Annotated in this window: 15 protein-coding genes; 2 read left to right on the forward strand and 13 right to left on the reverse strand. The window is 74.9% G+C overall.

Features of this window, described 5'->3' with window-relative positions:
- Nucleotides 1–13 precede the first annotated feature (13 nt).
- The 9 genes from ACI79O_RS19375 to clpB all read right to left on the reverse strand — a co-directional run bounded on the left by ACI79O_RS19375 (nucleotide 14) and on the right by clpB (nucleotide 10,098).
- Nucleotides 14–157 carry a GPGG-motif small membrane protein gene (locus tag ACI79O_RS19375; protein WP_456877858.1) on the reverse strand — a complete coding sequence of 48 codons (144 nt, stop codon included), beginning with the start codon at nucleotides 155–157 and terminating at the stop codon, nucleotides 14–16.
- A gap of 143 nt (nucleotides 158–300) precedes the next feature.
- On the reverse strand, nucleotides 301–708 hold the full coding sequence (locus ACI79O_RS19380; protein ID WP_456893267.1) for a DUF3151 domain-containing protein: 408 nt from the start codon (nucleotides 706–708) through the stop codon (nucleotides 301–303).
- A 2-nt stretch (nucleotides 709–710) separates the two neighbouring features.
- The gene (gene fbaA / locus ACI79O_RS19385; RefSeq protein WP_456893265.1) at nucleotides 711–1,745 is read right to left on the reverse strand and encodes a class II fructose-bisphosphate aldolase; all 1,035 of its coding nucleotides are present in this window, start codon (nucleotides 1,743–1,745) and stop codon (nucleotides 711–713) included.
- Nucleotides 1,746–1,826: 81 nt separating this feature from the next.
- Nucleotides 1,827–3,221 carry an FAD-binding oxidoreductase gene (locus tag ACI79O_RS19390; RefSeq protein WP_456893263.1) on the reverse strand — a complete coding sequence of 465 codons (1,395 nt, stop codon included), beginning with the start codon at nucleotides 3,219–3,221 and terminating at the stop codon, nucleotides 1,827–1,829.
- 166 nt (nucleotides 3,222–3,387) lie between these two features.
- The gene (pyrE, locus tag ACI79O_RS19395) at nucleotides 3,388–3,942 is read right to left on the reverse strand and encodes an orotate phosphoribosyltransferase (RefSeq protein WP_456893261.1); all 555 of its coding nucleotides are present in this window, start codon (nucleotides 3,940–3,942) and stop codon (nucleotides 3,388–3,390) included.
- 84 nt (nucleotides 3,943–4,026) lie between these two features.
- Nucleotides 4,027–4,716, reverse strand: a complete 690-nt coding sequence (locus ACI79O_RS19400; protein ID WP_456893259.1) for a fasciclin domain-containing protein — start codon at nucleotides 4,714–4,716, stop codon at nucleotides 4,027–4,029.
- A gap of 170 nt (nucleotides 4,717–4,886) precedes the next feature.
- A complete protein-coding gene (locus ACI79O_RS19405) occupies nucleotides 4,887–6,539 on the reverse strand; it encodes a molybdopterin-dependent oxidoreductase (RefSeq protein WP_456893257.1) in 1,653 nt (550 codons plus the stop codon).
- Between the two features lie 168 nt (nucleotides 6,540–6,707).
- Nucleotides 6,708–7,361, reverse strand: coding sequence for a hypothetical protein (locus ACI79O_RS19410; protein ID WP_456893255.1), 654 nt, complete (start codon nucleotides 7,359–7,361; stop codon nucleotides 6,708–6,710).
- A gap of 139 nt (nucleotides 7,362–7,500) precedes the next feature.
- The gene (clpB, locus tag ACI79O_RS19415; protein ID WP_456893253.1) at nucleotides 7,501–10,098 is read right to left on the reverse strand and encodes an ATP-dependent chaperone ClpB; all 2,598 of its coding nucleotides are present in this window, start codon (nucleotides 10,096–10,098) and stop codon (nucleotides 7,501–7,503) included.
- Nucleotides 10,099–10,287: 189 nt separating this feature from the next.
- Between clpB and ACI79O_RS19420 the strand changes: the two genes are divergently transcribed.
- Nucleotides 10,288–10,761, forward strand: a complete 474-nt coding sequence (locus ACI79O_RS19420; RefSeq protein WP_456893251.1) for a MarR family winged helix-turn-helix transcriptional regulator — start codon at nucleotides 10,288–10,290, stop codon at nucleotides 10,759–10,761.
- A 92-nt stretch (nucleotides 10,762–10,853) separates the two neighbouring features.
- Nucleotides 10,854–11,294 (forward strand): OsmC family peroxiredoxin, encoded by a 441-nt coding sequence (locus ACI79O_RS19425; protein ID WP_456893249.1) that lies wholly within the window; start codon nucleotides 10,854–10,856, stop codon nucleotides 11,292–11,294.
- A 68-nt stretch (nucleotides 11,295–11,362) separates the two neighbouring features.
- Here ACI79O_RS19425 and ACI79O_RS19430 read toward each other — a convergent pair whose 3' ends face one another.
- From ACI79O_RS19430 to grpE, 4 genes are read right to left on the reverse strand one after another with little or no spacing between them, the layout of a single operon-like run.
- Nucleotides 11,363–11,884 carry a MarR family winged helix-turn-helix transcriptional regulator gene (locus ACI79O_RS19430; protein WP_456893489.1) on the reverse strand — a complete coding sequence of 174 codons (522 nt, stop codon included), beginning with the start codon at nucleotides 11,882–11,884 and terminating at the stop codon, nucleotides 11,363–11,365.
- Nucleotides 11,881–12,354 (reverse strand): heat shock protein transcriptional repressor HspR, encoded by a 474-nt coding sequence (locus ACI79O_RS19435; protein ID WP_456893487.1) that lies wholly within the window; start codon nucleotides 12,352–12,354, stop codon nucleotides 11,881–11,883. The genes ACI79O_RS19430 and ACI79O_RS19435 overlap by 4 nt, the downstream gene beginning before the upstream one ends.
- The gene (dnaJ, locus tag ACI79O_RS19440) at nucleotides 12,351–13,574 is read right to left on the reverse strand and encodes a molecular chaperone DnaJ (protein WP_456893485.1); all 1,224 of its coding nucleotides are present in this window, start codon (nucleotides 13,572–13,574) and stop codon (nucleotides 12,351–12,353) included. Before dnaJ ends, ACI79O_RS19435 begins: the two co-directional genes overlap by 4 nt.
- A 44-nt stretch (nucleotides 13,575–13,618) precedes the next feature.
- Entirely contained in the window at nucleotides 13,619–14,203 is a 585-nt protein-coding gene (grpE, locus tag ACI79O_RS19445) for a nucleotide exchange factor GrpE (RefSeq protein ID WP_456878071.1), read from the reverse strand.
- Between the last annotated feature and the right edge of the window lie 142 nt (nucleotides 14,204–14,345).

Genomic DNA, 14,345 nt, shown 5'->3' on the forward strand with positions numbered 1-14,345 from the left:
AGCCCGGGGTCGGTCAGGCGAAGACGCTCACCCCGCCGGGGCCCACCAGCAGCCCGACGACGATGAGCACGATCCCCCACAGCAGCTGTCCTCGGATGATCGCGAGGACGCCGGCGATGACGAGGACGACGGCGAGGATCCAGAGCAGTGTCGCCACGGAGCACCTCCACGTGTGCGCGTCCCCGATGGACGCGTGGTGACGCAGTGTGCTCCCGGACCGGGCGTTCCGCCTGGTGAGCGCCCGGGACCGTCCGGACGGGTGAGCCGCGGTGACCGTCGGTCAGCGCGGCGGCGGGGGCGTCAGGGGGCGAGGCTCGGGTCGCAGTCGCGCAGCAGCTGGGTGCAGCGCTCCTGCTCGTCGACCTCGCCGATCGCCTCGGCCGCCCGGGCCAGCACCGTGACGCAGCGCAGGAACCCCCGGTTGGGCTCGTGCGACCACGGCACCGGGCCGTGGCCCCTCCAGCCGTTCTTGCGCAGCGCGTCGAGGCCGCGGTGGTAGCCGGTGCGGGCGTAGGCGTAGGCCTCGATGGTGCGGCCGCCGTCGAGCGCCGCCTCGGCCAGCGCGGCCCACGCCGCGCTGGCCCGCGGGTGACCGGCGGCCACCTCGGCGGGGTCGGTGCCGGCCGCCAGTGCGGCCTCGGCGTCGGGGTCGCCGGGCAGCAGCGTGGCCGGCGGCTCGCCGAGCAGGTTCTGGTGGGAGTGCGTCACGGTCAGGCGCCCTGGGACTGGCCGGCCGACAGCAGGTCCTCGCACGCGGTGACCACGCGGGCGGCCATGCCCGTCTCGGCGAGCTTCATGTAGGACCGCGGGTCGTAGGCCTTCTTGTTGCCCACCTCGCCGTCGATCTTGAGCACGCCGTCGTAGTTGCTGAACACGTGCCCGGCGATCGGCCGGGTGAAGGCGTACTGGGTGTCGGTGTCGACGTTCATCTTCACCACGCCGTAGGACAGCGCCTCGCGGATCTCCGACTGCAGCGAGCCCGAGCCGCCGTGGAAGACGAAGTTGAACGGCTTGCTGCCCTCGGGCAGGCCGAGCTCCTGCGAGACGACCTCCTGGCCCTGCTCGAGGATCTCCGGCCGCAGCTTGACGTTGCCGGGCTTGTAGACGCCGTGCACGTTGCCGAAGGTGGCCGCGAGCAGGTAGACGCCGCGCTCGCCGAGGCCGAGGGCCTTGGCGGTGGACACGAAGTCGCCGGGGGCGGTGTAGAGCTTCTCGTTGATGTCGTGCGCGACGCCGTCCTCCTCGCCGCCGACGACGCCGATCTCCAGCTCGAGGACGATCTTCGCCGCGGCGCACTTGTCGATGAGCTCCTCGGCGATGTGGAGGTTCTCCTCGAGGTCGATCGCCGAGCCGTCCCACATGTGCGACTGGAACAGCGGCGCCTGGCCGGCGTCGACCCGGTCCTTCGACAGCGCGACCAGCGGCCGGACGTAGGCGTCGAGCTTGTCCTTGGGGCAGTGGTCGGTGTGCAGCGCGACGTTGACCGGGTACTTCTCGGCGACGACGTGCGCGAACTCGGCCAGCGCCACCGCGCCGGTGACCATGTCCTTGACCCGGGTGCCCGAGCCGAACTCGGCGCCGCCGGTGGAGAACTGGATGATCCCGTCGCTGCCGGCGTCGGCGAACCCGCGCAGCGCGGCGTTGATCGTCTCGGACGAGGTGCAGTTGATCGCCGGGTAGGCGAAGCCGCCCTCCTTCGCCCGGCTGATCATGTCGGCGTAGACCTCGGGGGTCGCGATGGGCATCCGGGCACTCCTCGTCGAACGGGCGTCGGTCGGCGGTCAGTATCGCGCCCGCGTCCGGTGCGCCGACAGCGGGCGGGCTCCTCAGCCGCGGCGGCGCAGCACCTTGCCGGGGTTGAGCAGGCCGGCCGGGTCGAGGGCGTCCTTGATGCGCCGGTGCACGTCGAGGGAGACCGCGCCGACCTCCCGCTCGAGCCACTCGACCTTGAGCGAGCCGATGCCGTGCTCGCCGGTCACCGTGCCGCCCAGGGACAGTCCGAGGTCGAGGATGTCGTCGAAGGCGGCGAAGGCCCGCGCGCGCTGGTCGGGGTCGGCCGGGTCGAAGCAGATGGTCGGGTGCATGTTGCCGTCGCCGGCGTGCCCGACGACGCCGATGGTCAGCCCGCGCCGCACGGCGATCCCGTCGCACCCGTCGAGGAAGGCCGCGATCCGCGAGCGGGGGACGGCGACGTCGTCGATGAGGGTGGTGCCCAGCTGCTCGAGCGCGGGCAGCGCCATGCGCCGGGCGGCGAGCAGCAGGTCGCCCTCGGCGGGGTCGTCGGTGGTGTGCACCAGCTGCGCTCCGGCCTCCCGGCACACCTCCGCCAGCGCCTCGATCTCGGCGACCGCGGCCGCTCCCCCGGAGTCCGACTGCGCCACGAGCAGGGCGTGCGCGTCGCGGTCGAGGTCGGCGCGCAGCAGGTCGTCGACCGCGCAGATGCAGGTGTTGTCCATGACCTCGAGCAGGCTGGGCACCAACCCGGAGGTGACCACGCGCTCGACCACCTCGCCGGTCTGCGCGGTGGTGGCGAAGGTGGCCACCAGCGTCACCGGCCGCTGCGGCGCCGGGCGCAGCGCCAGCGTGGCCTCGGTGATGACGCCGAGGGTGCCCTCCGACCCGACGAACAGCCGGGCCAAGTCGTAGCCGGCCACGCCCTTCACCGTGCGCCGTCCGGTGCGCAGCACCTGCCCGTCGGCGAGCACGACCTCCAGGCCGAGCACGTAGTCGGTGGTGACGCCGTACTTGACGCAGCACAGGCCGCCGGAGTTGGTGGAGAGGTTGCCGCCGATCGTGCACCAGTCGTAGCTCGACGGGTCGGGCGGGTAGAACAGCCCGGACCCGGCGACGGCGTCGCGCAGCGCCTTGTTGACCACGCCGGGCTGCACGACGGCCAGGCGGTCGGCCGGTGAGACCTCGAGGACGGCGTCCATGCGGGTCATGACCATCGTGATCGCGCCGTCGACGGCGTTGCTCGCCCCGGCCAGCCCCGAACCCGCACCGCGCGGGACGACGGGGACGCCGTGCCGGGAGGCGATCCGCATGACCGCGGCGACGTCCTCGGTGCGGCGGGGGAAGACGACGGCGGCGGGCGTGCCGGCCTCGGCCAGCATCGCCTGGTCGCGGGCGTAGGCGGCGGTGACGTCGGGGTCGGTGCGGACGCCGCCGGCCCCCAGCGCGGCGGTGAGCTCGTCGACCCAGGCGGTGGCGAGTGTGGTCACCCTCACACGGTACGGCGCCCGGTGCCGGGATCAGGTGACCTGATCGTCGGGCGTCCTCCCCCACGGTGGGCGGTGAGGGAGGACGCCCGGCGGTGAGGGAGGACGCCGGTTCCACGCCGGTTCAGCCCACGCCGGCTCAGCCCACGCCGGCTCAGCCCACGCCGGTTCAGCCCAGCCCGAGGTCGGCGAGCTCGTAGGCGGCGCGGTACTCCAGGCCCGCGGCCTCCACGGCTGCCCGCCCGCCCCGGTCGACGACGACCGCGACGGCGATCACCTCCGCGCCGGCCTCCTGCAGCGCCTCGACGGCGGCCAGCGGGCTGCTGCCGGTGGTGGAGACGTCCTCGACGACGAGCACCGCCCGCCCGGCGACGTCGGGGCCCTCGATCCGGCGCTGCATCCCGTGCGCCTTCCCGGACTTGCGCACCACGCACGCGTCGAGGAACCCCTCCCCGTCGGCCGCGGCGTGCAGCATCGCCGTCGCCACCGGGTCGGCGCCCAGGGTGAGCCCCCCGACGACGTCGTAGCGCAGGTCGCCGGTCAGCTGGCGCATCACGCGGCCGACCAGCGGGGCGCCCTCGTGGTGGAGGGTGAGCCGGCGCATGTCGATGTACCAGTCGGCCTCCTGCCCCGAGGACAGGGTGACCCGTCCGCGGACGACGGCGAGGTCGACGATCAGCTCGAGTAGGCGGTCGCGGTCGGGGGAGGCGGCCGGTCGGTTCATGGTCGCGACCCTAGGAGGGCGGCCGCCGGGGCGCCGGGGACGCCGAGGCGGCCGCCCGACCGGGACGGTGGCCGGACGGCGGCCTCAGGTGGTGGGCGCGAGCACCTGGTCGACGACGTAGACGGTCGCGTTGGCCGTCTGCACGTCGCCGCAGACCACCGACGCCGGGGTGCCGGTGACGGTCTGGGCGATGGTGAACGCCTCGCCCGAGCCCTCGATGGTCACCTCGTCGCCGGCGACGGTGGTGTGGGTGCCGGCGAGCTGGTCGGGCGCGAGCCGGCCCGGGATGACGTGGTGGGTGAGGAGCTGGGTGAGCGCGGCGTTGTCGGCCAGCACCGCCTGCAGCTGGTCGGCCGGGACCGCCTCGAACGCCGGGTTGGCCGGGGCGATGACGGTGACGTCCGGAGTCGTGTTCAGCGTGTCGACGAGGTTCGCCTGGACGGCCGCCTGCACCAGCGTCGACAGCACCGGGTTGTTGCTGGCGGCGACGGCGACCGGGTCGTCGGTCATGCCGGCGAAGCTGCCCTCGCCGTCGGCCGGCACCGACGAGCAGCCGGCGCCGAACGGCTCGTCCGCGGCGGGCTCGGCCGCCGGGCTGCTCTCCGTCGCCCCCGATCCCTCCGCCGACGGGCTGCTCTCCTCGGCGGCCGGGCTGTCGCCGGAGGCGGAGCTGTCGGTGGCGCCGGCGTCGTCCGAGCTGCACGCGCTCAGGGTGACGGCGAGGGCGGAGGCGGTGGCCAGCAGGAGGCCGCGGGTCAGGCGGTTCTTCGTCACGGGTCAGATGCTCCTCGGTCGTCGTGCTCGTCCGTCGGGGGACCGGGTGGCCCCCACGGTGGTCCCTCCCGACCCGGTCGAGGGGTCGGGAGAGGCGTCTGCGGCCGGGCGGCCGAGACGGGCTCTGGGGTGGTGTGCCCGGCCGGCGGCGGCCGGCGGGGCGGGGAGCGCTACCTGGCGATCACCCGGATGGAGTGCAGGCCGCTGGCCCCGTTCGGGAAGGGCCGGGCGCGGTCCGCGGACTGCACCTCGCCGTCGGCCGTGGTGGCGCGGACGGTGAGCTGGTAGGAGCCGGGGGCGAAGTCGTGGGGCAGCACCCACTGCCGCCACACGTCGACGCCGGCCTGCGGGGCCAGCTCGGCCTCCCGCCACTCGCCGTCGTCGATCCGCACCTCGACCCGGGCGATGCCGCGGGTCTGGGCCCACGCCACTCCGGCGATCGGCCGCCGGCCGGCGGGGAACTGCCGCAGCGGGGCCGGGGTGTCGATCCGCGAGGCGACCTTGACCGGACCCTCGGCCGCCCAGCCGCGCCGCACCCAGTAGGCGTCGAAGGCACCGAAGGTCGTCGCCTCGATCGAGGTCAACCACTTGCACGCCGAGACGTAGCCGTAGAGGCCCGGGATGAGCATCCGCAGGGGGAAGCCGTGCTCCACCGGCAGCGGCTCGCCGTTCATCCCGAAGGCGAGCATCGCGTTCTCCACCTCGAGGGCCGCACGGGTCGGGGCGCCGATCGTCATCCCGTCCGACGACCGGCACACGAGCTGGTCGGAGCCGGCGGAGACGCCGTTCTCGCGGAGCAGGGCGCCCAGCGGGACGCCGGTCCAGCGGGCGGTGCCGGCCAGCCCGCCGCCGACCTCGTTGGAGACGCAGGTGAGCGTGACGTCGCGCTCGATGACGTCGTCGCGGTCGAACAGGTCGGCCAGGGTGTAGCTGCGCGGCGCGTCGACCATCCCGGAGAGGGTCAGCCGGTAGCCGGCCGGGCGGATCTGCGGGACGGTGATCGCGGTGTCGACCCGGTAGAAGTCGCGGACGGGCGTGAACAGCGGGGTGAGGCCCCCGACCCGCTCGGCGAGATCCGCGCCCCGGGGCAGCTCCGGTGCGGGGGACGACGGCGCCGGCAGGCTGAGCCCACCGCGGTCGTCGCTCACGTCGAAGCGGCGCTGCAGCAGCCGGCCACCGCCTCCGGTGACCGCGGCCGCCCCGAGCGCGACGCCACCGGCGACGACGAAGCGGCGGCGGTCCATGCCGGCGCCCTTGCGGTCGGCCATGGCGAGCGCCCCGCGCAGGCGCTCGACGACGTCGTCGTCGGCGGACCGTCCACCGGCCGACCCGCTCAACGGGGCGACCAGCAGCAGGAGGGCGGCGGTACCGGCGAGGGCGCCCGCCAGCGAGGGCAGGGCGTCGAGCCCGCCACCGGACGGGCGGCTGACGGCGGCCACCGCACCCAGGACGCCGAACAGCGCGATCCCGGCGACCCCGGCCCGGCGCGACCGGAGCGAGACCCGCCCGACGAGCAGCGCCCACAGCGCGACGACCACCAGCGTGCCGACGACGAGCGCGACCTTGTCGTGCTCGCCGAAGGTCGTGACGGCGAACCGCTTGACCGGTTCAGGGGCGAGCGTGATGACCGTGTCGCCGACCGCGACGACGGGTGAGGACCCCGGTCCGACGAGCCCCGCGACCAGCTCGGCGGCGCCGAGCGCCACGGCTGCCGCCAGCAGGCCGGCGAGCGCGGCGAGCAGGCGGCGCGGACCGCGGCCGGCCGGGGCCGGGGCCCCGTGCGGTCCGGCGGCCGGCGCGGGGGCCCGCTCGGTGGTGGTCACGCCCGGGGTTCGGGGAGAGCCGGCCGGCGGTTCAGCCGGGCCGGTCACGATCGGGTGACGGGTCGCCCGTGCGCTGCGGTCACGCGCCGGCCTCCGTCCGTCGGGTGTGCACGTCGCCGGACCCGTCCGCTCCCCGGCCGGGGGAGCGGACGGGCCCGGCGCCGGAGGTCAGCGGCCGCTCGCGCGGGCCCAGCGGCGGTAGCGGTACCACTCGTTGGCCGGCCTGGCCGCCAGCGCGACGATCCCCACGACGATGAGCACGGTCTGGATCAGCGACAGCGTGGTGAGCAGGCCGCTGGTGCCGACCGCCCCGCCGGCCAGCCCGACCAGGCCCGAGAGGACTGCGAGCCCGCCGAGGACCCACAGCACGATCCGGGCCCAGTTGCGGCCCTGCCAGGCGAACCAGATGAACAGCAGCTGCAGCCCCACGAAGACCAGCGTGAAGACGATGCCGAGGGTCACCACCCCGGCGGTGGTGGCGTCGCCGAGGTCGCTGTAGTCGGCCGGGTCGAGCCCCTGGTCGATCAGGGCCTGGTCGACGAGCTGGTCGAACTGGGCGAAGGTCACGATCGCGCCGAGGACGCCCAGCAGGGTGCTGGTCAGCCACGCGCCGATGCCCAGCTTGACCGCCTGGGGTCGCTCGACCGGCGCCGGGGCGCCCCACGAGTCCGGCGCGGCCGGTGCCGAGCCGTAGCCGCCGTAGGGATCCTGCCCGTACGGCGCCTGGCCGTAGGGAGTCTGGCCGTAGGGGGTCTGGCCGTGCGGCGGCTGGCCCGGGGGTGGCTCCCAGCCCTGCGGTCCCGGGCCCTGTCCTGCGGTCATCGCGGTGCGTCTCCTCTGTGTCGGTGCTCGCGGCATGATGGTCGACCGGCCGACGCCGGACCAGCACCCGGGACGCGACAGGCCCGCCGCCCTCCCCGGAGGGAGGACGGCGGGCCCGGTGACACGGCTCCGTCCGTCGTCAGGCGCGGGCGACGGTCAGCCCGGTGTCGGCCTCGGCCCCGGCCAGGTCGACCGCCCAGTCGACGACGACGCCGTCGCCGTCGCGGATCTCGCCGGACAGCAGCGCCCGGGCCAGCGGGTCACCGATCGCCGACTGCACCAGCCGCCGCAGCGGGCGGGCGCCGTAGACGGGGTCGAACCCGTTGAGCGCCAGCCACTCGCGGGCGGCGTCGGTGACGGTCAGCGTCAGCCGGCGCGCAGCCAGCCGGCGGGCGAGCACGCCCACCTGGATGTCGACGATCCCGGCCAGCTCCTCGCTGCCCAGCGCCCGGAACACCACGACGTCGTCGAGGCGGTTGAGGAACTCCGGCTTGAAGTGCGACCGGACGACGTCCATGACCGCCGCGCGCCGCGCCTCCTCGGGCAGCGACTGGTCGGCGATGACCTGGGAGCCGAGGTTCGACGTCAGGATCAGGATGGTGTTGCGGAAGTCGACCGTCCGCCCCTGCCCGTCGGTGAGCCGGCCGTCGTCGAGCACCTGCAGCAGCACGTCGAAGACGTCGGGGTGGGCCTTCTCGACCTCGTCGAGCAGCACGACGGTGTAGGGCCGCCGCCGGACCGCCTCGGTGAGCTGGCCGCCGGCCTCGTAGCCGACGTAGCCCGGAGGGGCACCGACGAGCCGGGCCACCGAGTGCTTCTCGGAGTACTCGCTCATGTCGATGCGGACCATCGCCCGCTCGTCGTCGAACAGGAACTCCGCCAGCGCCTTGGCCAGCTCGGTCTTGCCGACGCCGGTGGGACCGAGGAAGAGGAAGGACCCGGTGGGCCGGTCGGGGTCGGCGATGCCCGACCGGGCGCGGCGGACGGCGTCGGACACCGCCCGGACGGCGTCGGGCTGACCGACGACCCGCCGGCCGAGCTCCTCCTCCATCCGCAGCAGCTTCGCCGTCTCGCCCTCGAGCAGCCGGCCGGCGGGGATGCCGGTCCAGGCCTGCACGACCTCGGCGATGTCGTCGGGGCCGACCTCCTCCTTGAGCATCGACTCACCGGTCTGCACCGACTCCTCGGCCGCGGCCAGCGAGCGCTCCAGCTCCGGCAGCCGGCCGTAGCGCAGCTCCGCGGCGCGGGCGAGGGCGCCGTCGCGCTCGGCGCGCTCGGCCTCGGTGCGGACCGTCTCCAGCTCCTCCTTGATCCGCTGGATCCGCTCGATCGCCGACTTGTCCTGCTGCCACCGGGCGGTCAGCTCGTCGAGCTGCTGGCGCCGGTCGGCCAGGTCGGCCCGGAGGGCGGCCAGCCGGTCCTGCGAGGAGGGGTCCTCCTCCTTGGCCAGCGCCATCTCCTCGATCTCCATGCGGCGCACGGCGCGCTCGACCTCGTCGACCTCGACCGGCCGGCTGTCGATCTCCATGCGCAGCCGGCTGGCGGCCTCGTCGACCAGGTCGATGGCCTTGTCCGGCAGGAAGCGGGCCGTGACATACCGGTCCGACAACGTGGCGGCGGCGACGATCGCGCCGTCGGTGATGCGCACACCGTGGTGGACCTCGTAGCGCTCCTTGAGGCCGCGCAGGATGCCGATGGTGTCCTCGACCGAGGGTTCGCCGACGAACACCTGCTGGAAGCGGCGCTCCAGGGCGGGGTCCTTCTCGATGTGCTCGCGGTACTCGTCGAGGGTCGTGGCGCCGACCATGCGCAGCTCACCGCGGGCGAGCATCGGCTTGATCATGTTGCCGGCGTCCATGGCCGAGTCGCCGGTGGCCCCGGCGCCGACGATGGTGTGCAGCTCGTCGATGAAGGTGACGACCTCGCCCTCGGACTCGGCGATCTCGTGCAGGACGGCCTTGAGCCGCTCCTCGAACTCGCCGCGGTACTTGGCGCCGGCGACCATGCTGGCCAGGTCCAGCGCCATCAGCCGCTTGCCCTTGAGGCTCTCCGGGACGTCGCCGGCCACGATCCGCTGGGCCAGGCCCTCGACGATCGCGGTCTTGCCGACGCCGGGCTCGCCGATGAGGACCGGGTTGTTCTTGGTGCGCCGCGAGAGCACCTGGACGACACGGCGGATCTCGGTGTCACGGCCGATGACCGGGTCGATCTTGCCGTCCCGCGCGCGCTCGGTGAGGTCGACGGCGTACTTCTCCAGCGCCTGGAACGTGCTCTCCGGGTCGGCGGTGGTGACCTTGCGGTTGCCGCGGACGGTCCGGAACGCCGCCAGCAACGCGTCGCGGGTGGCACCGGCGCTGGTGAGCACCGATCCGGCCTCGCCCTCGGAGCCGGCCAGGCCGACCAGCAGGTGCTCGGTGGAGACGTACTCGTCGCCCAGCGCGCTGGCCTGCTCCCCCGCGGCGTTGACCACCCGCAGCAGCTCGCGCGAGGGCGAGGGAGCCGCGACGGTGGCGCCGCTGACACTCGGCAAGCGGCGCAGCGCGGCCTCGGCCTTGGCGCGCACCTCGGACGGGTCGGCCCCGACCGCGGACAGCAGGGGGCCGGCGATGCCGTCGGTCTGCTGCAGCAGGGCGACGAGCAGGTGCAGGGGCTCGAGGGCGGCCTGCCCGCGGTCGACCGCCAGCCGCTGGGCGGCCGCGAACGCCTCCTGCGAACGGGTGGTCAGCTTGCTCTCCATGGTGGCTGCGGATCGTCCTCTCGGCGGAGTCGCCGGGACGGCTCCCGGCGGATCGGCGTGTCGAGCTGTGCAACGGCCGAGAGGTTGAGTCTGTTCCGCTCAAGTCCGGTGTCCGGGTCGTCGTGCCGGAGAGCCGCGGACCGGTCACAACCTCATGCCGCGCGACCTATGTGTCCCTACACTCGGAGCATGGAACAGACGAGCGTGGGGGACCGCCTCCCGTCCCCGAGCGTCGCTCTGGACGACCAGCTGTGCTTCGCGCTCTACGCGGCGTCGCGAGCGATGACGGCCCGGTACCGGCCGATGCTCGAGGAACTCGGCCTCACCTATCCGCAGTACCTGGTCATGATGCTGCTCTGGGAGGAGGACCAGCAGACCGTCGGCCAGCTCGGCCAGCGGCTGGCTCTCGACAGCGGCACGCTGTCCCCGCTGCTCAAGCGGCTGACCGCGGCCGGCCTGGTCACCCGTCACCGTCGCGTGGAGGACGAGCGCTCGGTGGCCATCGCCCTCACCGACGCCGGCCGGGCGCTGCGCGACCGGGCGTACGCCATCTCGCAGGACATGATCTGCGCGCTCCGGCTCGACGCCGACCAGTTCTCCGACCTCAAGCAGACGCTCAACGTGCTCACCAGCCGGGTCACCGAGGCGCCCCGCGGGAGCTGACGGTCCGGCGGGTCGCTCGCCGTCCGCCGGGGTAGGGGCGCTGGGTCCGACGCCGGCCAGAGCCGCCGGCACCCCCGTCCCGGAAGGCCGTCATGCCCACCCGTACCGCACGCACCGCCTGGAACGGCACCCTCCAGCAGGGCTCGGGTCAGGTCGAGCTGTCCAGTTCGAAGGTCGGCACCTTCGAGGTCAACTTCCCCAAGCGCGCGGCCGACGACGCCGGCGGCACGACCAGCCCGGAGGAGCTCGTCGCCGCGGCGCACTCGGCCTGCTTCGCGATGGCGCTGTCCAACGAGATCGGCAAGGCGGGGGGCACCCCGCAGTCCCTGGAGATCAGCGCCGACGTGACGCTGGGCCAGAAGGACGGCGCGCCGCACATCACGCGGATCGCGCTGACCGTCCGCGGTGAGGTCGACGGCCTCGACGCCGACGGCTTCGAGAATGCGGCCCAGGCGGCCAAGGTCGGCTGCCCGGTGAGCAAGGCCCTCGCGGGCGTCGACGAGATCACCCTGGACGCCGCGCTGGAGTCCTGAGCTGCACCGAGCCGACGGCGCCCGGACCGTGTGGTCCGGGCGCCGTCGGGCGGGTCGTCGGGCCGGGGTCAGAGGCCGGTCGCGCTCTGCTCCTCGCGGGCCTCGCCCAGCCGGTTGAGCCGGGCCAGCAGCTCGGCGAGGGTGGCGACGTCGTCGGCGGGCCAGCCGGAGAGGTCGGCCTCCCAGCGCGCGCGGCGCGCATCGCGGATGCGGGACAGCCGCTCGGCGCCCTCGGCCGACGGGCGCAGCACCTGGGCCCGGCCGTCGCCCGGGTCGGGCTCGCGGTCGACCATCCCGAGCGCCACCAGCGACGCCACCTGCCGGCTCACCGTGCTCTTGTCCAGGCCGAGCCGGGCGACCAGGTCGCTCGCGCGCAGCGGGCCGGTGTCGGCGAGCAGGGCCAGCAGGCCGTAGGCCGCGCCGTCCAGGTCGGAGTGCAGCTCGCGGGCCAGCCGGGCGGAGATGGCGCGGGAGCGGCGCAGGAGCAGGCCGATCTCGCGTTCCAGCCGCACGAAGGACTCGTGCTGCGCCGCGCCGGTGTCGCCCACGTCCCCCTCGACGACGGCGCCCCGCGCGGGGTTCCCGCTCACCGGGTCTCCCGGGGCCGCCAGACGACCAGCGCGGAGGTGGCCTGCCGGATCGGGACGAGGTCGGCCCGGGTGTAGGAGCCGGCGAAGGAACCGTGCACCGCGGCCTCGGCGGCCGCCCGGCGGCGCTCGGCCTCCTCGAGCTCGCCGATCAGCTCGTGCACCCGCTGCTGCAGGGCCTCGACCTGGGACTCCAGGTCGATGATCCGCTTGATGCCGGCGAGGTTGACGCCGTCCTCCTGGGACAGGCGCTGGACCTCCCGCAGCAGCGCGACGTCGCGGGGGCTGTAGCGCCGCCCGCCGCCGGGCGTGCGGCCGGGGGTCACCAGACCCAGCCGGTCGTACTGGCGCAGCGTCTGGGCGTGCATGCCGGCCAGCTGGGCGGCCACGGAGATCACGAAGACCGGCGCGTCGTCGGCGACGGCGCGGGCGCCGTCGCGGCGCTCGCGCTCCTCGGCGTGCGGCGCGCTCACCGGGTGCTCCCCCGCTCGGCACTGCGGGCCTGCGCGGCCGCGGTGATCTGCGGGCGCGGGTCGCCGAGCTCGGCGTCGAGGGTCTTCACCGCCCGCTCGGCCTCGCCCGAGAGCCGCTGCGGCACGGCCACCTCGACGGTGACCAGCAGGTCACCGGACCGGCCGCGCCCCGGGACGCCCCGGCCCCGGACCCGCAGCGTGCGCCCGCTCGCGGTGCCGGCGGGCACCTTGAGGGTGACGTTGCCCTCCAGGGTGGGCACGGTGAGCGTCGTACCGAGCACCGCCTCGGGGAAGGTGATCGGCACGGTCAGGGTGAGGTCGTCGCCCTTCCGGCCGAACAGCTCGTGCTCGCTGACGTGCACCACGACGAACAGGTCGCCGGCCGGGCCGCCGCGCCGTCCGGGTGCGCCCTTGCCGGCGAGCCGGATGCGCTGACCGTCCCGGACGCCGGCCGGGATCCGCACGGTGATCGTGCGGGTCTGGGTGGTGACGCCGTTGCCCGCGCAGGTGGGGCACGGGTCATCGACCACCTGGCCGGTGCCGCGGCAGTTCCGGCACGGCTCGGAGAAGGCGAACGCGCCCTGGCTGCGGCTGGTGACGCCGGCGCCGCCGCAGACCTCGCAGGTGTGCGGGCTGGTACCCGGCTTCGCGCCGCTGCCGGCGCAGGTGGGGCAGGTGCCCGGGCTCTGCATCCGCAGCGGCACGGTCACGCCGAGGACGGCCTCGTCGAACGACAGCGTCGCCTCGGTCTCGACGTCCTGGCCGCGGGCCGGCCCGGACGCCGCCTGCGAGCGCGCCCGGGCCGAGCCGGCCGCCGTCCCGCCGCCGCCGAAGAGGTTGCCGAACAGGTCGCCGAGCCCTCCGGCCCCGGCCCGCCCGGCGTTGCCCGCGGCCCCGAACAGGTCGCCGAGGTCGAAGGGCTGGCCGCCTCCGGCGCCGGGGAAGCCACCGGGGAAGCCGGCCCGGGCACCGGCACCGCCGGACCCGAACAACCGCCGGGCCTCGTCGTACTCGCTCCGCCGCTTGGGGTCGGAGAGCACGTCGTAGGCCTCGGAGACGTCCTTGAACCGGGCCTCGGCGTCGGCGTTGCCGGGGTTCTTGTCCGGGTGCAGGTCGCGGGCCAGCTTCCGGTAGGCCTTCTTGATCTCCGCGGCGTCGGCGTTCTGGGAGACGCCCAGCGCCTTGTAGTAGTCCTTCTCGATGAAGTCCCGAGTGCTCATCGGGCGCCTCCTCTCCTCGCGTCTCCGCTACCGGCCGGCAGCCCTCACCCGGCGGCCGGGGTCTCCCCCGGCGCACCGTCGGCGGCCGCGTCCACGGTGGCCGGGTCCGCGGGAGCGGCCGCGGCGCCGGACGGGTCGCTCACCGCGACCATCGCCGTGCGCAGCACCCGGTCGCCGCGGCGGAAACCCTGCCGCAGGACCGTCGTCGCCGTCGGCACGCTCACGTCGTCGGACGTGTCGTGCAGGACGGCCTCGTGCAGCGCCGGGTCGAACGGGTCGCCGGCGACGCCGAAGGCCTCGACGCCCAGGCCGTCGAGCAGCCCCAGGACGCGGTCGGCCACGACCTTGAAGGCGCCGGTCAGGTCGCCGTGGTCCCGGGCCCGCTCGATGTCGTCGACGATCGGGAACAGCTGGGCGGCGAACCGCTCGGCCGCCTGGTCGACCACCAGCGCGCGGTCGCGGTCGACCCGCCGCCGGTAGTTGGCGTACTCGGCCGTGACCCGCTGCAGGTCCTCGGTCCGCTCGGCCAGCTGCCGCGACAGGTCGCCGTCGCCGACCCTGTCGCCGGCCGTGGTGCCGGCCGCGACCTCCTGCACCGGGACCCCGGTGGCCGTCTCGTTCTCGCTCATGCGCTCCCCTGGCGATGCGTGGGTGGGCGGGCCCGGTGGGGGGGGGGGGGGGGGGGGGGGGGGGGGGGGGGGGGGCCCCCCCCCCCCCCCCCGCCCTCGCCCCCCCACCAAAAAAAAAAAAACAAACACAAACCAAAACACC

It is taken from the genome of Geodermatophilus sp. SYSU D00696 (assembly GCF_054050235.1).